The organism is Eubacterium sp. CAG:161 (genome assembly GCF_000432355.1).
Classification (GTDB): domain Bacteria; phylum Bacillota; class Clostridia; order Lachnospirales; family Lachnospiraceae; genus Eubacterium_G; species Eubacterium_G segne.
Genome location: NZ_HF991865.1, coordinates 13,157 through 37,513, shown reverse-complemented (window position 1 = coordinate 37,513; position 24,357 = coordinate 13,157). Strand labels below are relative to the sequence as shown.

General features: G+C 35.0%; 20 protein-coding genes, 2 tRNA genes, 1 other RNA gene and 1 other annotated feature (1 of these 24 running past the window's edge). Of the genes, 2 read left to right on the top strand and 21 right to left on the bottom strand.

The genetic code is table 11. The annotated features are described in order from the left end of the window. The 5 genes from rnpB to Q5O30_RS06095 all read right to left on the bottom strand — a co-directional run. Positions 1-220, bottom strand: an RNA gene (gene rnpB / locus Q5O30_RS06115) — RNase P RNA component class A (it extends 151 nt beyond the left edge of the window). A gap of 94 nt (positions 221-314) precedes the next feature. Beyond that, the gene (locus Q5O30_RS06110) at positions 315-1,970 is read right to left on the bottom strand and encodes a nucleoside kinase (protein WP_021952868.1); all 1,656 of its coding nucleotides are present in this window, start codon (positions 1,968-1,970) and stop codon (positions 315-317) included. After that, entirely contained in the window at positions 1,963-2,643 is a 681-nt protein-coding gene (locus Q5O30_RS06105) for a class I SAM-dependent methyltransferase (RefSeq protein WP_021952867.1), read from the bottom strand. Before Q5O30_RS06105 ends, Q5O30_RS06110 begins: the two co-directional genes overlap by 8 nt. Positions 2,644-2,658: 15 nt before the next feature. After that, a complete protein-coding gene (gene dnaG / locus Q5O30_RS06100) occupies positions 2,659-4,419 on the bottom strand; it encodes a DNA primase (protein WP_021952866.1) in 1,761 nt (586 codons plus the stop codon). A 21-nt stretch (positions 4,420-4,440) separates the two neighbouring features. Continuing rightward, positions 4,441-5,448, bottom strand: coding sequence for a deoxyguanosinetriphosphate triphosphohydrolase (locus Q5O30_RS06095; protein WP_021952865.1), 1,008 nt, complete (start codon positions 5,446-5,448; stop codon positions 4,441-4,443). Between the two features lie 323 nt (positions 5,449-5,771). Here Q5O30_RS06095 and Q5O30_RS06090 point away from each other — a divergent pair. Both Q5O30_RS06090 and Q5O30_RS06085 read left to right on the top strand, forming a co-directional pair. Then, positions 5,772-5,856: transfer RNA gene (locus tag Q5O30_RS06090), tRNA-Leu, on the top strand. A 65-nt stretch (positions 5,857-5,921) separates the two neighbouring features. Then, positions 5,922-6,006 (top strand) — tRNA-Leu (locus tag Q5O30_RS06085). Between the two features lie 183 nt (positions 6,007-6,189). Here Q5O30_RS06085 and Q5O30_RS06080 read toward each other — a convergent pair. The 16 genes from Q5O30_RS06080 to Q5O30_RS06005 form a co-directional block, all read right to left on the bottom strand. Continuing rightward, entirely contained in the window at positions 6,190-6,840 is a 651-nt protein-coding gene (locus tag Q5O30_RS06080; RefSeq protein WP_021952863.1) for a DUF4340 domain-containing protein, read from the bottom strand. Then, on the bottom strand, positions 6,840-9,125 hold the full coding sequence (locus tag Q5O30_RS06075; protein ID WP_021952862.1) for a Gldg family protein: 2,286 nt from the start codon (positions 9,123-9,125) through the stop codon (positions 6,840-6,842). The genes Q5O30_RS06080 and Q5O30_RS06075 overlap by 1 nt, the downstream gene beginning before the upstream one ends. Further along, positions 9,125-10,186 (bottom strand): ABC transporter ATP-binding protein, encoded by a 1,062-nt coding sequence (locus Q5O30_RS06070; protein ID WP_021952861.1) that lies wholly within the window; start codon positions 10,184-10,186, stop codon positions 9,125-9,127. The genes Q5O30_RS06075 and Q5O30_RS06070 overlap by 1 nt, the downstream gene beginning before the upstream one ends. Before the next feature lie 217 nt (positions 10,187-10,403). Continuing rightward, positions 10,404-10,760, bottom strand: a complete 357-nt coding sequence (gene rplT, locus Q5O30_RS06065) for a 50S ribosomal protein L20 (protein ID WP_021952860.1) — start codon at positions 10,758-10,760, stop codon at positions 10,404-10,406. Between the two features lie 63 nt (positions 10,761-10,823). Then, positions 10,824-11,021 (bottom strand): 50S ribosomal protein L35, encoded by a 198-nt coding sequence (gene rpmI / locus Q5O30_RS06060; RefSeq protein WP_021952859.1) that lies wholly within the window; start codon positions 11,019-11,021, stop codon positions 10,824-10,826. 31 nt (positions 11,022-11,052) lie between these two features. Next, a complete protein-coding gene (infC, locus tag Q5O30_RS06055; RefSeq protein WP_021952858.1) occupies positions 11,053-11,547 on the bottom strand; it encodes a translation initiation factor IF-3 in 495 nt (164 codons plus the stop codon). A gap of 282 nt (positions 11,548-11,829) precedes the next feature. Further along, the gene (locus Q5O30_RS06050; RefSeq protein ID WP_021952857.1) at positions 11,830-12,147 is read right to left on the bottom strand and encodes a DUF1540 domain-containing protein; all 318 of its coding nucleotides are present in this window, start codon (positions 12,145-12,147) and stop codon (positions 11,830-11,832) included. 75 nt (positions 12,148-12,222) lie between these two features. Beyond that, the gene (thrS, locus tag Q5O30_RS06045; protein ID WP_021952856.1) at positions 12,223-14,184 is read right to left on the bottom strand and encodes a threonine--tRNA ligase; all 1,962 of its coding nucleotides are present in this window, start codon (positions 14,182-14,184) and stop codon (positions 12,223-12,225) included. Positions 14,185-14,260: 76 nt separating this feature from the next. Next, positions 14,261-14,457 (bottom strand) — a binding site (T-box leader). 94 nt (positions 14,458-14,551) lie between these two features. Further along, a complete protein-coding gene (locus Q5O30_RS06040) occupies positions 14,552-15,640 on the bottom strand; it encodes an Ig-like domain-containing protein (protein WP_021952855.1) in 1,089 nt (362 codons plus the stop codon). 216 nt (positions 15,641-15,856) lie between these two features. After that, positions 15,857-16,990, bottom strand: coding sequence for a hypothetical protein (locus Q5O30_RS06035; protein WP_021952854.1), 1,134 nt, complete (start codon positions 16,988-16,990; stop codon positions 15,857-15,859). Positions 16,991-17,124: 134 nt separating this feature from the next. Then, the gene (gene guaB, locus Q5O30_RS06030) at positions 17,125-18,579 is read right to left on the bottom strand and encodes an IMP dehydrogenase (RefSeq protein ID WP_021952853.1); all 1,455 of its coding nucleotides are present in this window, start codon (positions 18,577-18,579) and stop codon (positions 17,125-17,127) included. Positions 18,580-18,675: 96 nt separating this feature from the next. Beyond that, a complete protein-coding gene (locus Q5O30_RS06025; protein WP_021952852.1) occupies positions 18,676-19,170 on the bottom strand; it encodes a DUF6106 family protein in 495 nt (164 codons plus the stop codon). 26 nt (positions 19,171-19,196) lie between these two features. Then, complete coding sequence (locus Q5O30_RS06020; protein ID WP_021952851.1) at positions 19,197-20,873, bottom strand: DAK2 domain-containing protein; 1,677 nt, start codon at positions 20,871-20,873, stop codon at positions 19,197-19,199. 29 nt (positions 20,874-20,902) lie between these two features. After that, positions 20,903-21,262, bottom strand: coding sequence for an Asp23/Gls24 family envelope stress response protein (locus Q5O30_RS06015; RefSeq protein WP_021952850.1), 360 nt, complete (start codon positions 21,260-21,262; stop codon positions 20,903-20,905). Positions 21,263-21,503: 241 nt separating this feature from the next. Continuing rightward, positions 21,504-21,689, bottom strand: a complete 186-nt coding sequence (gene rpmB / locus Q5O30_RS06010) for a 50S ribosomal protein L28 (protein ID WP_021952849.1) — start codon at positions 21,687-21,689, stop codon at positions 21,504-21,506. Positions 21,690-22,199: 510 nt separating this feature from the next. Then, the coding region (locus Q5O30_RS06005) for a hypothetical protein (protein WP_370553109.1) at positions 22,200-24,357 on the bottom strand (2,158 nt) is incomplete at its 5' end.

Sequence of the window (24,357 nt, the reverse complement as noted above, 5' to 3'; positions counted from 1 at the left end):
TGCTTCGGATGGGGTTTACATTGACCTTTGATGTTACCACCAAAGCGGTAGTCTCTTACACTGCCATTTCATCCTTACCTAAAAAGGCGGTTTTATTTCTGTTGCACTTTCCTGGGAGTCACCTCCACCGGCCGTTAGCCGGCATCCTGCCCTGCGAAGCCCGGACTTTCCTCTCCTGCGTCCTTTCGGCAATAGCAGCAGCGATTATCTGTCTTACTCACAATTATTTAAACTAACATAAACTTATTAAATTTTCAAGTATATAAGTTTCTATTTTTCATACATCCACCTTTTCCTGCAAAATTTCACCTGCACTATACCGGGAATATACTTCCACCAACAAACTCCCTAAGTAAAGAATTTTTAGGAATATTTTCCTTTGGCACTGCCAAAACATAATCTAAGAACTTAAGAAGTCGCTTCGCCTCAAAATACTGCTCTGAATCCTTTGGTACGCTAAATAATGCCGGTTCTGCATATGTTTTTATAACTGACAACTCATAAACCATGGCAGAATTATATATGGCATCTGCACTTTCCTGATATGGGAAAATATTTTTTTCTTCTCCCCTTCTAACCCTCTTCCACATTTCAATGGTTCCTTCTGCTGAAGTTCCACGGGTTCTTACATCCCTTACAATTCGTCTCAATAATCTCCAGTCTGATGTGGCAATTCTGTTATGCTCATCGACATTAAGCGGTGTCAGGGCACTTACATAAATTTTGTATTTTTTGTCACTTGGAAGGCTGTATGAAACTGCATCGTTAAGGCAATGTATTCCCTCAATTATCAGCACATCATCTTCCCCTAACTGAAGATATTTGCCATCAAAAACTCTTTTCCCCACAACAAAGTCAAAATCTGGTAATTCTACCCTTTTACCTGCCAAAAGCTGTGTCATCTGTTCATTGAAAAATTCAATATCTACAGCCTCTACCACCTCGTAGTCTAACTTTCCATCTTCATCTACAGGCGTATCCTCTCTATTGACAAAATAGCTATCCATTGGTATCGGATGAGGTTTTAATCCCTGAGCTATGAGCTGAACTGCAAGCCGGTGAGAAAATGAGGTTTTACCTGATGATGAAGGACCTGCAATCATAATAACCTTTACATCTTTTCGCTTAGCTATGTCCGATGCAATATCGGCGATTTTCTTTTCCTGAATTGCTTCCTGCACCAGCATAATATTATTAATTTCACCACTGGTAATTTTATCGTTTATCTGACCGATAGTTGAAACCCCCAGCATCTTTGCCCACGAAGTAGTTTCCTTAAGCGTATTGTAAACCTTATTCTGGGGCTTAAATTCCGGAACTTCCTTTGGATTTTCTTTTGTTGGAAGTTGCAATACAAAACCTTCATCATAAGGAATCAAATCAAAGTATTTAAGACATCCTGTAGAATATGCCATATATCCATAGAAATAGTCCTCAAAGCCTTCCATTTTGTAAACATTTACAGTTGAAGCTCTCCTGTACTTAAGAAGATGTTCCTTATCCTTCATACCGTATCTTCCAAACTTTTCAATGGCCTTAGCCACTGATACAACCTCTTTTGTAATTAAAATATCACGTTTTACAAGAGCATTCATTTCTTCTTTAACCTGTTTAACAAAAGCATTGTCTACTTTAATGCCTCCGTCCACTGCACAGTAATAGCCTTTGCTAACAGAATGTTCAACAGATATTTTTCCTACATTTGACCTTCCTGCCACCTTATAAAATGCCTTTAGCATCATAAAGGTAACACTTCTTTTGTAACATTCGCTGCCAATGTGACTGGCTGTAGTTATAAATTTTATTATACAGTTTTCCGTTAAAACATTAGACAGCTCACTTAATTTGCCGTTACACACAGCTAAAATTATGTCATTTTCGTAAAACTTTTTAAAATCCTTTGCTATTTCATAAATTGTTGTTCCATCTTCATATTCGTATGATACATTTCCTATGTTTACACTAATCATATATCCTGTACGCCTCCCTGTTTAAATAAATTATATTTTCAACTTCCTGCATATTATCACTTTTATTTGCTTTCATTTTTTCAAAGATCTCTGCAAATTTTAAATATTCTTTTTCTAAATACACTTTTAAAACCAAATCTTTATTGTCTAATAGTATTTTTCCATATTTCAACTCCACATCACTATACATATGAAGTTTTTCGTCATTTTTTAATGCTTTTATAATCGTGTAATATTTTCCACTGTCTATCAGCATTTTTTCATCAATTATTTCCCAGTTATTTTCAAGGAGATACTTTCTTACTAAGTCAACCCTTCTGTGGGGAGACAAAACCAGTTCATTTATGCCTTTTATGTTTTTTCCACGACTTAATATATCTACAATCAAATCTCCACCCATTCCGGAAATAATTACCCCGTCTACCATATTGTCCTTTAGTTTTTCCATTCCATTTGACTGAATAGTTTCTATCTTGTCGCTAAGACCATGAATCGCAATATTTTTGTCCGCTATTTTTAGAGGACCTTCATTAATATCCATGGCATAAACCTTACTACAAATAGAATTTTCTACTAAATATATAGGCACATACCCATGGTCTGTACCTATATCTGCGACTTTTTTTCCTTTAGTAACCATACCGGCCACTGCTTTTAATCTTTCTGAAATCATATATTAACCACTCATCTAATTTAATGAAACATGTATTTTCTGTAACATGCTCTGTTCTTTTATTATCTGTTGTAACTGGGCAATATCCGATGCCTCAGCCGCCTTTTTGTCAAGACTCTCTTTTTTGATTTTTAAAACAGCATCATTTATAGCCTTTTCCTGCTCTGCCAAATCTAAATTAGCTCTTATAGGTGACACGAAAAGTTCTGCCACCATTTTATGTTCAGCTTCATCAGTAAAATAATTCATAATTTTGGCAGGATTTGCCTCACCATTTTCCATTTGCTCCCAAAAAAGTGAAGCAACCTTTCTGTAGAAATCGTCTATAAAATCCTCAGGGGAAATAACCTTTGCCACCTTGTTAAACCAATCCGTTCTGTCTAGAACCGAAGCTAAAAGTATTCTTTGAGCCTGCATAGAAGCATCTTCTTTTTTTTGTTTTTTCTCCTGATAATCTTCGTAGGTTTCCTTTTCTTCCTTACCTACATAAGTAAGTCCGGTCTTTTTTACCAGCTTGGCGAGACCATCCTTTGGTATTTTAAAAATCTCACACACAGATTCTATATAATTTTCCCTTTCAATTTCATCGTTAAAATCAAGAATCATTTCAGCAACCTTTTTATGAAATGCTGTTTTTTCCTGCGGGTCAGACATATTGTATTTTTTTTGTTCCATGGCAACCTGAAAAATAAAATAATTTGTGGCATTTTTTATTCTCTCTTCATATGCCTCTTTTCCCATTGCCTTAATAAATTCATCAGGGTCCTTATAAGGTTTCATGGATAAAACCTTAATTGACAGTCCCACATCCCTTAAATAAGGGATTGCCCTGAGAGCCGCCTTTATTCCTGCCTCATCACTGTCAAAAGTAAGAACAACCTCTTTAACATATCTTTTAATTAAAGATGCATGCCTTGATGTAAATGCCGTTCCAAGAGCTGCCACTGCGTTATTAAAGCCTGCCTGATGAAGGCTTATAACATCCATATATCCCTCGCAAATAAGCATATAATCCTTTCTGGAGCTTCTGGCAACATTTAATCCATAAAGATTACGGCTTTTGTCAAAAACCTTTGTTTCCGGGGAATTTAAGTATTTAGGCTTACCATCTCCCATTACACGGCCTCCAAAGGCTATGACTCTGTTATTAGCATCCATTATGGGAAACATAACACGATTCCAGAATTTGTCATTTACCCCACGTTTTTCGTCGTAGGTAAACAATCCTGTCTCTTTTAATTCTGAATCATTATAACCCTTGTTTTTTAAGTATTTGTAAAGGTTATCGCTATATTTATCAGAATATCCCAGACCAAATCTTAATATAGTTTCATCAGATAACTTTCTCCCTGAAAGATAGTTATATGCCAGCTTTCCTCTTTCTGACTTTAACAGATAGTGATAATATTTGGCGGCTTCTGTATTTATTTCAATAATTTTTGTTTTTAAATCCTTTTCCTGCTTAGCTTCTTTTGAATATTCCATCTTTGGCAACTCAATGCCTGCCCTGTCAGCCAGCACCTCCATTGCTTCAATAAATGTATAATTTTCATATTTCATCAAAAAAGATATTACGTTGCCCCCTTCGCCACATCCAAAGCAGTAATACATCTGTTTATGGGGTGATACGGAAAAAGATGGTGACTTTTCATTGTGAAAAGGACAAAGTCCAAAATAGGAACTGCCTTTTTTCTGTAATTTAACGTAATCCCCTATCACATCAACTATGTCATTTTCCGTTCTTACCTGTTCTATAATATCCTCTGAGTAAAACACTTTATCCTCCTAAATGCCTTATCACATATTCCATGATTTCGGCACAAATATTTTTTCAAATACGGCAACTGAATACTGGTCGCTCATTCCTGCAATATAATCACAAACCACTTGTTCCGGATTTTCTCCCTGCTCATTAATCAGATAAATAAATTCCTGTGGCAGCTTATCAGTATTGTGAAGAAAATAATCAAACATGATTTTAAGCATCTCCGTAGCTTTGGTTTCCTCACTTTTTGCCCTTGGATTAGTATACACGCTTTTAAACATATAACTTCTAAGTCCCATCATGGCATCATGTACCTGCTTTGACATTAAGATATCGTCTTTTTCATAGCTGTTTTCCACTATGTCGTGAACTAATTTATCCAATCTCTTCTTAGTAGTATCTCCTAATATTTCCCTGTAAACCGGCGGAATATCTTCTTCACTTATTATTTTTCCTCTTACAGCATCATCAATGTCATGATTAATATAAGCTATTTTATCAGACAATCTCACAACCTTTCCCTCAAGAGTTGAAGGATTTCCACTGGTTCTATGATTTACAATTCCGTCTCTTACCTCTTTTGTAAGATTTAACCCTCTTCCGTTGTTTTCTAATATTTCCACAACACGTATGCTTTGAAGATAATGTTTAAATCCTAAACTACACACTTCATTAAGAGTTCTTTCTCCTGCATGGCCAAAAGGGGTATGACCCAAATCATGTCCCAAAGCAATAGCCTCCGTTAAATCTTCATTTAAATCAAGAGATTTAGCTATGGTTCTTGCTATCTGGGATACTTCTAACGTATGGGTCAGACGGGTTCTGTAATGATCACCCATAGGCGACAAAAAAACCTGCGTCTTATGTTTCAATCTTCTAAAAGATTTGCAATGAATGATTCTGTCTCTGTCCCTTTGATATACTGTTCTTATATCACAAGGTTCCTCATACCTGTCCCTTCCCTTGCTTTCACAACTTAATGCTGCATAGGGACTTAGTGTCTTTTTTTCCAATTCTTCATTTTTCTGTCTGATATTCATAATCTACCTCCGAAAAATGCTCATATCCGGTACCAATACGCATCTACCAATATACATTTTAGTATACAACACATTTTATTATTAATAAAGAGTTGAAAATTTAATGAGAAAGAGCGTTGCATGGAAAAGTTTGAATTTTTGATGGATGTAAAATCGATGAGTTATGTCTGTTTAGAAGAAAATTTTTATTCTATTGTTTTTAGGATATGTTTTTATTATTTTTGGGCTTTTGTGGGAATTTTTAAGTTTTTTTAACTTTTTTAAAAAAAGTGTTGACACTCCCTTGGCATTATGGTATTATTTTTCTTGCGTTTGAAACGTATGCGGAAGTGTCGGAACTGGCAGACGAGCAAGACTAAGGATCTTGTAAGCATTGCGCTTGTGTGGGTTCAAGTCCCATCTTCCGCATTTTGTTTTTCAAAATGGAAGTCTTTGAGACTTCCATTTTATGTATATAAACAAATATCAATTATGCAGTTGTGGCGGAATTGGCATACGCGCATGATTCAGGTTCATGTCCGGGTTAACTGGGTGTGGGTTCAAGTCCCATCAACTGCATCAAAAATCCTTAAAAGTTGTAGTGTCATACTACTGCTTTTAAGGATTTTTTGTTTGTTAAAAGCTATTCTCCAGCCCAATAGCCTATACTTACCTCCGAAACGCCGACAATGCCTGCCCATAGATACAAAAACTGTTATGCCGGTACCTTCAGCAACCAACACAACAGCTCTTATCTCTTATTTATTCACTTGTTTTCTCTATACCCGCTTCTCCTAAAGTGGTTTCTTCTGCCTCTTTTCCTGTGGTTGTTTCCTCTACCGTTGTAGTTTCTTCTTCCTTCATGTCATCAACAGTCTTAGAAAAAGCCGTTACTAAATCAGATGATATAACATATACATTGTCATCGCCCTTTACCATCATATAATATTTGGTTGAATCATACGGGTTTGCGTTTCCAATGTATATAATATACTCTTTTCCATCCTTGTCTGTAACCTTGATTGTATTTGTAGCAGCGGCCAACTCATCTCCTGACTTTATGAAGCCATAATCTTCTTCACTGCTTACATTATCAATTTTATCCTCTGCGTCTATTTCTGCCAGTTTTGACAGCATTTCAGACTCAATGGTACTCTTTTTAAGTTTCACGTCTTCCTGACCTGAAATTTGCCATTTTCCGTCATTTTTCTTAATTTCCAAGGTACTGTTACTTAACACATAAGAAAAACTCTTTACATCCTTGTAGTCATCTAACTGAAAAGCAACTATTTTGCCTGCTTCTTCTTCCTTTTTTTCTTTCTTGTCAAAGTGACTGCTCATAACAAAATATCCAACAATGCAGACAACTAAAACAACCACAATGACGCCAAACTGAATAAACTGTTTTTTCATTAATATCTTCTCCTTCTAACCCATACTGCTATTCCTGCTAATAACACAATAATAGGTACCACAATTGCAATCAGTATTCCGAACAATCTTGTGCCTGACTCTGTAACTGTAAGTGTAACCGGAGTCATGCTTTTAGCCGGTACGGATATTGTTTCAACATCCGTTTTAATATATTCTTTTAACGCATTATTTACAATCTGTGTGTTTGAGCTTTGTACCATATTATCTACAGTATCCGCAAGAGAATATACTGAACCGAATACCAACAGATTCGATGTGACAGATGTAGTTGTTTCACTATTAGATGAATCTTCATTTGTTGTTTCTTCGCTTGTTTCAGCTTCACCGGTTGTCTCTTCGTTTCCTGTTGTTGCTTCCTCTGACTTGCTACTCTTGTCACCTGATGTTTTCTTAGTTATTTTTTTTGAGGCAGAAACAACTGTATCAAAAGGTCCTGCCACATCACCTTTTCCCTTCTCATAAGATGTAGCATTAGATGGATTTGTCTTTAATACGGAATTGTCAGAAGTTGATGCTAATGCAGTGTATGAAGCACTTGTATCATCACTTTCTGCCTTCTTTAATCCCATAGTATATGGTGTAAATATATAACTTGTAAGTCCTGATGCATAACCTGTAGAACCTTCAGCAAATCCGTAGAATGGGCCATACTGGGTTGCATAACGTGAACTGTCGTTTTCTGCCACAAGACCATCATAAACCTTAACATTATATTCCTCTAAAATAGAATAGAAATTAGGCTTATCAACACCAACACTGGCTTTTGCCTCTAATGCGGCGATTACATTTCCACCTTCCTTAATGTAGTTCTTTATTACATCAGCTTCATCCTTTGAGTAATCTGTTTCAGGTCCTAGCAAAAGAACTGCTGAACACTCATCAGTAGAAATTGACGATTTGCTTAACAAGTTAATTTCTTTAATTTCACAGTTATACTTTGAAATTATATCCTTCAAATTCTCCATTGTACCAAAATTATTAGAATCTGATACTATTTCGTTATGACCTGTAACCTGATAGATTTTATAGGTAGAATTTGAACGTACATAAGAAATCGCACTATCTAACTGTCCTTCACAGTCATAGGTTGTAGATGCAGATGCACCTGAATAATATGCTGAATTATCTGTAACATAAATGTTATTGTAATCAACAACCTTTGATTTTTTATTTGATGCGTTGTATACAATAATACTTCCGGCTGTTGGTGCAGTATCAGTGTATGTTTTGTAGAAGTTAGGGTATCTGTTTGTATCCTTATATTCTACTTTTATGTGTTTTGATGCTGTTTCGTATCTTGCTAATGTCTTTTTAATTGTAGAATCCACTTCTGACTTAGAAGCCATAACATATAAGGTAATATCCTTATCAAGTCCCTTTAGCATTTTCATTGTATCACTTGAAATAGAGAAAAGGGATGTAGATGTCATATCCGCTGTTGCCCATGCTTCTTTAGATGTTATGGTACCTGCAATAAGGTTTACAAAAACAACCAATGCAACTACAACAGCTATAAAACCTGTACTGAAAATTCCCGTTCCAATAAATTTCTTTGATACATTCCATCTTCTCTTCTGAATTGACTGGCATGTAAGAAACAAAAATACAGCTGTTAAAGATATGTAGTACACAACATTTGACAAAGTAATTACACCATTTAAGAAATCCTGCATAGGTGAATATAAATCAAAACATCCAAGAATTTTTGTGAGAATATTTCCATCTGACGAAATCATGGATGTAAGAGAACCCATTAAGTAGCCAAGAAGTAAAACTACAATACTTAATATTGCAGATATTACCTGACTTTCTGTTAATGATGAAATAAACATGCCAATGGCAATAAATGCAATTCCGTAAAGGAATAATCCGAAAATATTAGTATATGCTGTCTTAAAAGGCATATTTCCGAATTTTGACAAAATCACCGGGTATAAACACATTATAAGAACCGGTATGGCAAAAATCGTTGTTAGTGCCATAAATTTTCCCATTACAATTTTTCCAACTGAAACAGGTGCAGTAAGAATTAACTGGTCCGTTTTGAGCCTTCTTTCATCTGCTATTATTTTCATTGTAAGAATAGGAACCGTAAATACCAGAATAAAGAGACTCTGGTATACCGGATACATACTTGTCAATCCATTTTGTAAATTATAGTATACAAAAAATATACCTGCTACTAATGTTGTAACCGCAATAAACAAACATGCGATAACTGATGTAAAATAAGATTTTAACTCTCTTTTATATATTGCAATCATTACTTATTTTCCTCCTTGTGGGATATTTCATTTAACGCTTCAACTTCCTTGTCGATATCCTCCTGAAGCTCCTTTTCAGCTTTGCTTTTACCTATTCTGCGCTTTTTCTTTTCCGGAGCTGCATAATCCTTCGTTAATTCAATAAATATGTCCTCAAGAGTCTTATGCTTAAAGTCCATCTTTAAAATAGGTAATCTGCTATTGGCACATGCATAAAAGATTTTCTCACGTACATCATTTTCCCTGTCACTTATAATTGTAAGGTTAACATTATCTGACTTATCAGATTTTGTCATTTCATATTTTCCTACATCTGATACAGTTCCCATCATAGCTGTAACTGCATCCTTGTTGCCTTTAATCTCCATTTCAAGAACATTTTTTCCTGCCATCTGGTCAACTAATTCCTTTTCGCTACCGGCAGCTACCAGACATCCTCTGGAAATAATATATATGTAATCACAAACCTCACTAATCTCTGATAAAATATGAGAGCTTAATATAACAGTATGTTTTTTCCCTAACTGCTTTATAAGCTGTCTGATTTCAATTATCTGTTTTGGATCAAGACCAACTGTTGGTTCATCCAAAATAATTACTTCCGGCATACCAATTAGTGCCTGAGCAATTCCCACTCTTTGCTTATAACCTTTTGACAGATTTCTAATCAGCCTGTTTTCCACTTGATCAGTCTTTGTCATATTTAAGGCATCCTCTATATTCTTTTCTCTTTTGCCTTTAGGTATCTTCTTAAGTTCTGCCACAAATTTCAAATATTCTCTTACAGTCATGTCCTGATAAAGAGGTGGCATTTCCGGAAGGTAGCCTACACACTTTTTTGCCTGTTCCGGTTCCTTAAAAATATCACGTCCGTCAATTTTTACCGTTCCGGAGGTTGCCCCTATGTAACCGGTTATAATATTCATTGTAGTAGATTTTCCTGCTCCGTTTGGTCCTAAAAACCCGTATACCCGTCCCTTTTCAATTTTTAAATTCAAGTTATCCACGGCTAAGTTATCGCCGTATTTTTTCACAAGATTTTCAATTTCAATAACGCTCATTAATATGCCTCCTACTATTTTAAACCTCATTGATAAATATTATATTTTTATAATGTGTTTTAAATTAGTAAAATTTGTGTTTTAAATTAGTTTATTTTGTGTTTAATTTGTGACCAATGTTACATAAAATAATTTTACTATAATAAAAAAAGACCTAAAGTGACCATTAATCACTTTAAGCCTTTTTATTAATTAGAATATATAATTAAAAAATATATTATGCTAATTTTTCTTTAGCTGTTTCAACTAACTTTGCAAATCCTTCTGCATCATTAACTGCCATTTCAGCTAACATCTTTCTGTTCATTTCAACGCCTGCTAACTTAAGTCCATACATAAACTTGCTGTATGAAAGTCCGTTAATTCTTGCAGCAGCATTAATTCTTGCAATCCATAACTGTCTGAACTGTCTCTTCTTCTGCTTTCTTCCTGCATATGCGCTTGTCAAAGCTCTCATAACTGACTGCTTCGCTACTCTATACTGTTTTGATCTAGCTCCTCTATAACCTTTAGCGAGCTTTAATACTCTATTATGTTTCTTTTTAGCGTTCATTCCGCCTTTAATTCTTGCCATTTCTATTTCCTCCTACACTAGATTAAAATGCACTGTTCCAATTCACCTTCTAATCTGAAATAATTACAGATAAGGTAAAATTTTCTTCATGTTCTTTACGTTTGTAGCATCAGCTGTAGTTGCTTTTCTAAGATTTCTCTTTCTCTTAGCTGATTTTTTAGTTAAAATATGTGATTTGTAAGCTTTATTTCTTTTAAGCTTTCCTGTACCTGTCTTTTTGAAACGTTTTGCAGCTGCTCTGCTTGTCTTAATTTTTGGCATGTCTTATTCCTCCTTAATAATCATCTAAAGCTTAACGCTTTTTTTCTAAAAACATTGTCATGTTTCTGCCTTCTAATTTTGCCGCTTTGCTAACCTGCGCAATGTCTTCTAACATTTTTGCAAAGTCATCCAAAACATGTGCACTACTACTAATATGAGCCATCTCTCTTCCTCTAAAACGAAGAGTAACCTTTACCTTATCGCCTTTTTCAATAAACTTTCTGGCATTATTTGCCTTAGTTTTTAAATCATTGATTTCAACGTTAGGTGAAAGTCTGATTTCCTTTGTTTCAACAACATGTTGTTTCTTCTTGGCTTCTTTCTCTCTCTTCTGCTGTTCATAACGAAACTTACCATAATCCATTATTTTACATACAGGTGGCTGAGCCTTTGGAGCAATCTTTATTAAATCAAGTTCAGCTTCGTCTGCTAACTTCTGTGCATCTCTTGCAGACATAACGCCTAACTGCTCTCCATTTGTTCCAATAACACGAACTTCTTTATCTCTAATCTGTCCGTTAATCATTAATTCGCTAATAGTATTGCACCTCCAAATTATTTTTCATTTTCAAAACAAAAAAGTGGATAATCCAAACAGATTATCCACTAAAATACAAAAGAAGTGATAAATAAAAATCATTACCACATATAAACCTCGACTCGCCTAATGCGTCTGGGTGAGGGTGGATACCCTGCTTGATTTCACAACATTAGTATACTACCATCATCACTTTTAAATGTCAAGAGTTTATATATATTTTATTTTATTAAATTTTCCGTAACATACGTTCATCACCAAAGGTAATGCTTAGCATGTACATTCAAAGCTTCCACATTCTGTCTGGCTCTGATGTGTTGCACCATTTCCATCAATGGTAATCTGGGATGCATGACATTTACAGTTATCGTTAAATGTGCATCTTACTGCATCGCATCTTACATCAACTGATCCTTCAGGTCCACAGTCACACTTAGAAGAAAAGTTATCTCCCGCTTCCCTAAAATCACCACAGTAGGTTGCATCTGTAACTGTTGCATCTGTACCTCCTACTTTAATGCCATCTCTACAGCACATTGACTCCTTGTTATAGTAACAATTTTTAACAGTACAATTTAACTTTGTCATAATAACCTCCACAATATTAATTTCGGTAAAAACCGATACTAATATTGTGGATTTTTTATTATTAATTATTCAAAACTATTTGCTTTCTTCCATCTCAACTTTTCTGATTTCTTTAGTATCAATTTCCTTACAAATCTGCTCAATAAAAGTATCTAAACTCTTAACACCCTCATCTCCTGCAAATCTGCTTCTAACTGATACAGTACCATCTGCTTCTTCCTGCTGTCCAACCACAAGCATATATGGAAGTTTATCAAGTCTTGCTTCACGAATCTTATATCCGATTTTTTCAGAACGTGAATCAACTGTAACATCAATGTGTCTTGCCTTTAATGCTTTTGCTACAGACTGAGCGTATTCCTCATATTTTTCTGAAATAGGAAGAACTCTAACCTGTTCAGGACAAAGCCATGTTGGGAACTTTCCGGCATATTTTTCAATAAGCCATGCCAATGTTCTTTCATAACATCCGATAGAAGTTCTATGAATAATGTAAGGTCTGACCTTATCACCTTTTTCATCAATATAGTACATATCAAACTGTTCAGCTAACAATGCATCCCACTGTATTGTAATCATTGTATCTTCCTTGCCGTATACATTCTTTGCATTAATATCAACCTTTGGTCCGTAGAATGCAGCTTCTCCCACGTCTTCTACAAAAGGAATATTAAGTTCTGTTAAAACATCTCTGATATCCTGTTCTGTTTCGTTCCAAACTTCCGGTTCACCAATATACTTATCCTTATTTTCAGGATCCCATTTTGAAAGATGATATGTTACATCCTCCTCTAATCCTAATGTCTGGAGACAATACTGAGCAAGGGCTATACAATTCTTAAATTCCTGTACCATCTGATCCGGACGAACAATTAAATGTCCTTCTGAAATAGTAAACTGACGAACTCTTGTAAGTCCGTGCATTTCACCTGAATCTTCATTTCTAAACAATGTAGATGTTTCACCGTATCTGCAAGGAAGATCTCTGTAGCTCTTCTGACTTGCCTTATATACATAATACTGGAACGGACATGTCATAGGACGAAGGGCAAAAACTTCTTTATCATTCTCTTCATCTCCTAAAACAAACATGCCCTCTTTATAATGATCCCAATGTCCTGAAATACGATATAAATCTGATTTCGCCATAAGTGGTGTCTTTGTACGAACATATCCCCACTCGTTATCCTCTAAATCCTCAATCCATCTCTGGAGCTTCTGAACCATTTTTTCTCCCTTAGGCATTAAAAGAGGAAGTCCCTGTCCAATTACATCAACAGTTGTAAATAATTCCATTTCACGACCTAACTTATTGTGATCACGGTTCTTAGCATCTTCTAACTTTTCAAGATAGCCGTTAAGTTCATCCTTGCTGTCAAAGGCTGTTCCATAAATCCTCTGAAGTCTTGCCTTATTTGCATCACCTCTCCAATATGCCATAGATGATGAAGTAAGCTTAAATGCCTTAATTCCCTTTGTAGACATAAGGTGTGGTCCTGCACATAAATCAACAAATTCACCCTGACTATAGAATGAAATAACTGAATCTTCCGGTAAATCCTTAATAAGTTCTACCTTATATGGTTCATTTCTATCTTCCATGTATTTAATTGCATCTTCACGGGGAAGTGTAAATCTCTCAAGTTTAGCACCTTTTTTAATGATTTTTTTCATTTCGGCTTCAATCTTGTCTAAATCTTCCCTTGAAAATGGTTCACTGTCAAAATCATAATAAAATCCATCATCAATTGATGGTCCAATGGCAAGTTTTGCATCAGGATATAAATTCTTTACAGCTTCTGCTAACACATGTGATGTTGTATGTCTGTAAGCTGCCTTTCCAGCTTCATCCTTAAATGTAAGAATATTCAATGTACAATCCTTGTCAATAGTTGTTCTTAAATCAACAACTTCTCCGTCAACTTCTCCTGCGCAAGCTGCTCTTCCTAATCCTCCTGCAATGTCATAAGCAATATCATTAACTGTCATTGCCTCTGCATATTCTTTTACTGAGCCGTCTTTTAAAGTAATTTTCATTTTCCTGGTCTCCTTATCCATTTATTTTTTGAAACATAAATAGGTAATAAAAAAAGCCCCTGTTTATGTTTCCATAAACAGGGACGTAATATACGCGGTTCCACCCTGATTGCCAAATAAATTGGCCTCTCATTACGATTATAACGGAATCACCGTGCTTGATTAGAGCCACTCAGAGGTAGTCTTCAATTACCCTTCTGTAAGACACTTCCAACCATGGTGCCTCTCTCTGTTACCCTCCGGATAACCTACTGTCCTCGTCATCGTTTTAACAATTTTCATTATAACACCTTAACCGATGTTGTCAACCTGAATAATCTAAAAAATAATGCCATTTTTTCATTATTTTTCTTTTTTAATATACCAACTATTTAGTATAAAATTCCTGAGCAAAATACGTTTCTACACATGTAGTATTCCACTGATTTACATATTCTTTTGTATAGCTGCTTATACCAATATATGTAAAATCCCTGCTTAACATATTCTGTCTGTGCCCTTTAGAAGCATAAAGATTCTTGTATGCCATATTCACAATCTTCGCCCTTTTACTTGCCGCATCAAGATTGTATGACAGATTTTCGCCAATGGCACTTCCAATTTTAAATCCCACATCTCCGTATGCTGTCTTATAAGCTGACCCATTAGGTCTTGTGTGAGCAAATATCTTGGCAGCTTCCTTTGCACGTATATCAGCCACCTTTGTAACTTCACTTTTTAAAAGTAACGGCTTTACCTTTGTCTTAACTCTGTCTTTATTAACAAGGCTAAGCATTATGTAAATATTCCTCTGATTATAAACCTGATCTATATTGCTATAATTAGTTACCGTGACCGGACATTTAAACGTTTTACCACCACACTTTGCCATAACTGTACAACTACCTACTGCCTTTGCTGTTATTACTCCATTACTAACAGTTGCAATTTTTTCATTATTTGAACTCCATGTAATACTTCCACTACTATTTAATAGTTCTAATGTAAAGGTTCCATTCTGTGTATCTGAAATTACAGATTTTTCATCTTTATATGTTACACCATAAAGATTTATATGAACTTCCGAAACGCTAAATGTTGTGTCTTTATATTCAACCACTTTAACTACCTTTTTAGGTATCTTTTTAACTTTAACACTACATTTTAACTTTTTACCACCAACCTTGGCAGTAACTGTTGCTTTTCCAGCTTTCTTACCGTAAACTACACCCTTATTGCTTACCTTTGCAACTTTTTTATTTGAACTGTACCACTTTGCTTTCTTCTTTGTTCCTGTAACTTTCAGTTTTATTGAATAACCTTCCGTCATGGTTATCCATGAATAATTCAATCTTGCTTTAGCCTGCACTACACTAACATCACCGAAACAAATGAAAGCAAATGACATAATCCATATCATAAGCATTAAGATAGTTTTCGCACCCCTCTTGTTATAACTAAAAATACTCTTTTTCATATTTTTCCTCTTTTCGATGTAAACCTGTGCAGACATCAATAAAGCCAAAAAATTAGTCTATCCGATCATTTCTTCTAGACTAACTTTAGCATTTTGTATTGTTTTTGTAAACAAATCCTTATTGTTTTTTATTATTCTTTATTGTTTTATTGATAATTAAAATGCACTTTCGATAGTGCAAATTAGCATTATAGAAAGTGCATCCTTAAAAATACATTATTTTATTTTGTAATTGTAGCTTATTTTTGCATTATCAAATACATATTGCTGTGCCTTGTCTAACAAAACAGCTTCTTTCATTTCATCTTTGGTGTAAAGTTTCTTCATTTCCTCTACACTGTCAAGATTAACTTCCTCATATTCATTCTCATACATTTCTTCAATTTCATCATCTGAAGCTTCAAGTCCCAAATCCTTAACTAACTGCCACATAACGAGTTCTGACTTTACATTATAAGTATACTCTTCATCTAACTTTTCATCTGTATACTGATACTGTTTCTTATATTCCTCAACAGATATGCCTTCATCTTTAGCCTCAGCCTCTATATGTCCGTCAAGCTCTGCTACAATATCATTATACAAATCAGCCGGATATCCACTCATAGTTGCATTATCTACAACCTTCTTCCACAAACGTTCTTTAAGATTTGATTCTATAATGTACTGCTTTTCCCATTCATAAAGTTCTTTAGCAGTTGTAACACCATATAAATCTTCTAAATTTTCCTTAACCCACTTATCAGTAACCTTATTAACAACTAATTCAGATACATCTCTTACCTTAATTTCCAATTTAACTTTTTTACCTGAATAATCCTCAACAGAACCTGCTAATTCCTTTGCTTCATCGCCACTTACTTCTAAGGATAGCTTTTGTCCTGCCTTTGTTCCAATAAGCTTGTCATATACCTTTTTATCCGCAGCATCATCATTTTTACCAATATAAAAAGATGCTTCTTTCATAGATAAATCGTCAACTTTTTTATTGTCTATATACGCTACAATGTCCACATCTACCTGATCTGTTTCCTTTGCAGCTCTGTCAACCACATCATATTCGTTAGTTTCATCAGCAAGATTTTCGTCCCATTCTTCCTGCGAAATTTCATCCTCTATGCCTTTTACCTGACCTAACTTTATGTATTCTTCCGTATTATAGCCGACTTCCTTATTAATATCACTCTTTGGTTTAATAACCTTCGCCCAGTAAACTACATCGGCAAATACAGCTAATATAACCACAATGATAATAGGAACAATAAGCTTCGCCGGACTTATTTTCTTTTTATCCGTTTTTGCATTATCCTCAATGCTGTCATTAACATTATTAATATTGTTTTCTTCCACTACATTATCTCCTTTTGGTATTTTATTAAATTAATTCTTTGTAAAAAAAATACAAAGGATCCTTATCCTAAAAGACCCTTTGTATTCTATCATATATTATTAAATTAATACACCTTTTTCATATTTTTTTCACATTAAACTTCTGTAGTGTAGTTTGGTGCTTCCTTTGTAATATGAATATCATGTGGATGACTTTCCTTAAGGGATGCAGCTGAAATCTTAACGAATTTGCCTGTTTCCTTAAGTGTCTCAATATCCTTAGCTCCACAATATCCCATACCTGAACGTAAACCACCCATAAGCTGGAATACAGTATCTTCAAGACTTCCCTTGTATGCAACTCGTCCTTCAACGCCTTCAGGAACTAACTTCTTCGCATTTGTCTGGAAATATCTGTCCTTGCTACCATTTTCCATAGCAGCAATACTTCCCATGCCTCTGTATACCTTGTATTTACGTCCCTGGAATAATTCAAAATCTCCAGGTGCTTCATCACATCCTGCAAACATTGAACCCATCATACATACGCTACCACCTGCAGCAATAGCCTTAACAATATCACCTGAGAACTTAATACCACCGTCTGCAATAATAGGAACACCATATTCCTTCGCTACCTCGTAGCAGTCCATAATAGCTGTAACCTGTGGTACACCAATACCTGCAACAACTCGTGTTGTACAAATAGAGCCAGGTCCGATGCCAACCTTAACTGCATCTGCTCCTGCTTCAATTAAATCTCTTGTAGCAGCTCCTGTAGCAACATTTCCTGCTATTACCTGAAGATCCGGATATTCTGCCTTAATCATCTTTAATGTCTTAAAGATATTAGCTGAATGTCCATGAGCTGAATCAATAACAATAGCGTCAACCTTTGCTTCTACCAAAGCTTTAACTCTTTCCATTACATTAGCTGTGATACCTACAGCAGCACCACATAAAAGTCTACCCTGCTCATCCTTAGCTGAAAGAGGATACTTAATCTGCTTTTCAATATCCTTAATTGTAATAAGACCTTTAAGATTAAAATCATCATCTACAATTGGAAGTTTTTCCTTTCTTGACTTAGCTAAAATAGCTTTTGCCTCTTCAAGAGTAACTCCTTCCTTTGCAGTAATAAGTCCGTCTGATGTCATAGACTCTTTAATTAATTTATTTTCATCAGTTTCAAATTTCAAGTCACGGTTAGTAATAATTCCAACTAACTTTCTTCCTACAACAATAGGAACACCTGAAATTCTGAATTTTGCCATTAAATCATTGGCGTCTTTTAATGTGTGCTCCGGTGTTAAATAGAATGGATCTGTTATAACACCATTCTCAGAACGCTTAACCTTGTCAACTTCATCAGCCTGCTGTTCAATAGTCATGTTCTTGTGGATGATTCCAATACCACCCTGTCTCGCCATAGCAATAGCCATTCTGTATTCTGTAACTGTGTCCATTCCTGCACTCATCATAGGAATATTCAATTTGATTTTTTTAGTAAGATGTGTAGTAAGGTCTACCATGTTAGGTGTCACCTCTGAATACTGAGGTACTAATAACACATCATCAAATGTAATTCCTTCACCAATAATTTTACCCACTGATTTTTCCTCCTAATAGTTTAATATGAATTTATTGTTGAAAATACTAACACCGGAAAACCACTTTGTCAATGACAAAATGGTTTCCTAAAAAATTTATTTTTTTACGATACTCGGCTTAACATGATACATAGCATCTAATACTTTTTCGTTTGGTTCAAATATAACCTGCTTACGTCCATCTGAATCATTAACAATCATAGAATAGAGATTAGCGTTTCTGCATCTTGTTGAATAATCTTTCGTAATCGTATTATTAATTTTGCTCACAACTTCATCAGACATTGAAGGAGCTACAATTTCAGCATTTTTAATATCATAGCATGCAATTGTCTTTCTCTTTCTCTGACCCATAATCTTGTCAATGGATAACTCGCCATTTAAAAAAGAATACTCGTATTCCACGCTGGTATATCCCCAAATAATGTATGTTACATAAATAAGCAATGCTGTGATGGTAAGTCCTAATGCACCAATAATCAGCATACTAAATATACCTGCAAGTACAAAAATAATAGCAATCGCCCTCATTAAAATACCGGAAATACTTATTTTTTTCTTTACAATCTGTTCCACAAATACTTCGTCCATATTTTCCTCCGTAATCTCACCGCTGTTTATTCAACTGATGCTATATAATAGTAAACCGGCTGTCCACCTGAATATACTTCAACTTCTAAATCAGGTAATTCTTCGGAAAGCTTGGATGCCAAAGTTTGTGCTTCATCTTCCGTGACACCTTCACCATAGTAAATACTTACGATTTCAGAATCTTCATCCTGCATTTTCTTAATCATATCAACAGTTGTTGCTGTAATATCATCACCAACTGACAGGATTCCTTCATCGCCGATACCCATGATATTTCCTTCTCTAATTTCTTTATCATCAATAACCGTGTCTCTTACGGCATATGTGATTTCACCTGTTTTAACATAAGACATACTGTCAGTCATAGCTTCTTTATTGTCTTCTGCTGAATTATCCTCAACAAAACCTATCATTGCTGAAATTCCCTGAGGAATAGTCTTTGAAGGAATAACTATAACATTCTTATCCTCCACAAGGCTTTCAGCCTGATTTGCAGCAAGAATAATGTTTTTGTTATTTGGTAAAACAAAAATTGTTTCTGCATTGACCTTTTCTACAGCATTTAAAATATCTTCCGTGCTAGGGTTCATAGTCTGTCCACCGGAAATAATGTAATCAACATTTAATCCCTTAAAGATTTCATCTAAACCTTCTCCTACTGATACTGCAATAAAGCCATATTTCTTCTTTGGTTCATCTGTCTTTTTCTTTTCTTCTTCTGCCTTCTGCTGTTCAGCAAGCTTCTCAGCATTCTTAATAAGTCTCTCGTGATGCTCCTCACGCATATTATCAATTTTCATTCTTGATAATGAACCATATGTCAAAGCTCTGGTAAAGGCTTCACCAGGCTGGTTTGTATGAACATGTACCTTTACAATCTCATCATCAGCCACAAGAACAATTGAATCACCAATCGACTCTAAAAATTCCTTGAAGGACTTTTCCGTTTCATCAGACATAGGCTTATCTAAATTAATGATAAACTCTGTACAATATCCAAACTTGATATCTGCCTCTTCCATAGGTATATCGTCTTTATTAATGCCTGATGGCGCAGATACCTCATCAAGAGTATAATCAACTTCTTTGCCAAGGAATGCATCATATGCCCCCTTTAACACTGTCATAAGACCCTGTCCGCCTGAATCAACTACTCCTGCCTGTTTCAAAACCGGTAACATTTCAGGTGTCTGGCTTAAAACATAATCACCATGCTTTATAATTTCATCAATAACAACTGTCAAGTCATCAGTTTCACCCAGCATTTCACATGCCTTATCAGCCATGCCTTTAGCTACTGTAAGAATAGTTCCTTCCTTAGGTTTCATAACTGCCTTGTAAGCTGTCTCAACCGCCTTAACGCATGCTCTTGAAAGTACCTCGGTGTTAATTTCTTCGTACTTCTTAATTTCTCTGGTAAATCCTCTGAAAAGCTGTGACAATATAACTCCTGAGTTACCTCTTGCACCTCTAAGTGAACCTGTAGAAATTGCCTTCGCCATATTTTCCATGGTAGGCTCTGTAATTCCACCAACTTCCTTTGCTGCTGACATAATAGTCAAAGTCATATTAGTTCCGGTATCTCCGTCTGGAACCGGAAAAACATTTAGTTCATTAATCCATTCCTTTTTTGCTTCAAGGTTCTTGGCACCGGCTATAAACATCTTCTGCAAAGTCTTTGCATCAATAACTTTAATTCCCAAATTTTTATCCTCCTGAGGGTAAGACGTAATTAGTCTATTGTTCTTACACCTTCAACATATATATTAACTTTCTTTACCTTCATTCCGGTAAATTCTTCTATCTTATATTTCACGCTGGATATAATATTATCAGCTATAGTTGCAATATTAACACCATATGCAACTATAATGTGAAAATCTATTGTAATTTCATTATTTTCATCAATAACAACGTTAATTCCCTTAGTGGAACTGTCTTTCTTTAATAGTCTTACAAGACCATCCTTAACGCTTACCATAGCCATTCCTACTATACCAAAACACTCGTATGCTGTTTCACCGGCATATTTTGCAATAACTTCAGGGCTTATAAGTATCTGTCCTAAATCCGTGTTCATTTTTCCTTTCATATATTACCTCCGTAAATAGTAGTATCATTTAATTTATTCTATACAATATTGCAATTCAATATTGTTGTTTCCGTAACTTAAATTATTATACTATCTTTAACATGAAAATGAAAGCCATTTTTATAGAAAGCTACAGCAACACAATCTTTTGTAATGCATTCCTATACAAAGAAAGAGCAGACATAAAGATTCAATCTCTTATCCGCTCCTTCTTCTATTTATGCATAGTTTAAAATCTATACTACGCTCTTTCTACTTTTCCTGATTTTAAACAAGATGTGCAAACATACATTTTCTTTGCTCCGCCTTCAGTCTTAACTTTAACAGACTTTACGTTTGATTTCCACATTTTATTTGAACGTCTGTGTGAATGGCTCACAGCGTTACCAAAATGAGCACCTTTACCGCAAATACTACATTTAGCCATAATCGCACCTCCCTTTGTAAAAATTAGGTCAAACTACTTCATTGACCTGACACAAAGGACATTTTATCAAAACCAGATACAAATTGCAAGTATTTTCTAAAAAAAGTTTTGCAACGAGAATTAGAATCCACTTGCAATCCTCACATCACAGTTTTTTATTTACATCTTACATTTATTGTATTACATATATTTTGTTGTTAGGCTGTTTTAAACTATATACATTTTTGTATTCTTGCGTAACTATCATATGATGCATATTGTATTGTTACGCTTTTAAGATAACTATAATTTTTGAAAAGACAACTCTTTTGATAGCATAGTTTGAAAAAATATGTGAAGAGGTACTTTAAGAGTATAGTTTGAATGTTCTTCATGAAGATTTTTATACTATCATCTAGTTTGATAAAGAAAATACAAAAAAAATAATGGCTAATAAAGCTATAGAGGGTCCGACAATGCCAGCCCCTCTAAAACTTCAATTACTCTAAAGTAATCCTTATAATAAATATGTTAATTAAAATTCAGTGTTTTCCAACTTAAGAAATCATCAGATATAGTTTCACCCCAATGAGCCTTATCAATCTGTACATTGCCTACAGTTGCATTACCTCCTTCAACATTAACATTGGTGTACCACACATCACTAATAGTATTTCCCGATACATCATGCCAGTTATGTGTCCAACTTAAATCACTTCTGTTTACTGCATATGCTTCAATATCAATATCATTTCCATCTCCACCATTATCAGTTCCCTTTGCCTTATGATCAACATATACTCCATCATACGCTATATGGTAAATAGGTATATTATCACCATTATGAATAGTTGCAACTCCCTTATGGAATCTATGAACAACATCAATGTTTTTAAACAAGACATTATAAATCTTTGCATCTTCATTTTTATATCCGGCTTCGCACCTACTACTGCCGGCACCACCCATATCCGTTTCATATCCGATTTCCAAACACTGTGCTATGTCATTCCATACAGTACAATCTTCAACTCTAATGTCATGAGCATTAATATTATCATAGTTCTTTACAACTATAGAGTCATCAGATGATCTTACAAAACATCCATCTAAAAATACGTTATACGATGACTGTATAGTAATTCCATCACCATTAGATCTTGCTGATACCACATTTACGTCTTTAAATAATACATTATTGCTGTTTCTTATATTTACAGCCCATCCTGTAGGGTCAAGAATTGAAATACCAATAACCTGAACATTGCTACTTCCTAATTCTGTTCCACCTTTTCCGTTATTCTTTGGTGTATTTCCATCATAATAAACCGGTTCATATCCAACACTTACCGGATTTCTTCTGTTATTGCCTCCCCAAGGGCCCCAGTTATTTTGGGTAATTATTCCTCTTCCTATTATCTTAGAATTATTCATACAATGAACATATCCGTTTAAGACAGCTCCACCTTCAATCCAAAGAATTTTACCTTCCGGTACAACAAGGTCATCTGTTTTCTCATATGAGCTAATAGTTTTCCAAACATTATCCGGTTTATTAAGAATATCCTGTGCAAAAAGCATTATGCTGTTTGCACCTTTATAACTACCGTTAAATTCAATGCTATACTGTCCCTGCTGCCCTTCCTTCATATTGATGGTTATATATGTCGCTCCATCCTTAGTTTCCTGTGCAGCTGATAATCCCTTTCTTGTTGGTCTTATTGTTACAGAATTTATATCTGTGCGATTAACCTTTATTCGTACACTGGCATCTCCTTTATAATCAAATATTGCCACATTACCAAATGTCACCGGATTATTATTTGCGTATGTTCCTATTCTCTTATCTTCTTCATAAACTCTTGTTTTAAATACCCCAACACTTTCATCATTAACGGTCATTGAAACATCACCTGATGCATAAAATGTCTGTGGTACTCCATATGCCTGAACCTCTGATGTTGTAGCCTCAGTTGTTACCTGAATGGTTGCACCGTCACCTACAGCACTTCCTCTTACGGCCTTTACTGTGTAACTTGCAGTATCTCCAACATTGAATGTTCCGGTATATGTATATGAGCAATCTGTTGTCGTTCCTATTAACTCACTACCTTTATAAACATTATATGATGTTGCATTGTCAGCTGCATTCCATGATAAGCTTACCTTTGTCTCATTGCTCTTAGTACATGTAAGCCCTGTAACAACTCCCGGTTTAACATCTGCTGCTTCAACACTTACATTATCAGCAGCGTCCGTCTCAGTAAAAGTAGCATTTACATTATAAGGTACTGTAATAGTAATTGTTTTCTTATTATTATCTCTATTTGTCTCACTAAACTGTGAATCATCATTAATATACGCCAATACAGTATGTGTACCCTTAGTTGCTTTCCACAAATGATATTTATCCCCTGAATCCTGTCTTAATCCACCATTAGCTGTAAATGTGTGAAATTCTTTAGGCTGTATAGCACCTTTTTCAGTATCACACCATACATGATGATCCCCATCAGAATCAAATTCAAAAGATACACCGCACTTAATTCCTTCTGGTTTAACTGTATCACCTGCATTAACACCCAAACAGTTAAATAATATCAAATCACCTTCATTTATTGTTCCATTATACTCATTTGTATTTGTGTTGTAATAGCCTATATCAGTTACTACCATATCCATACCACCT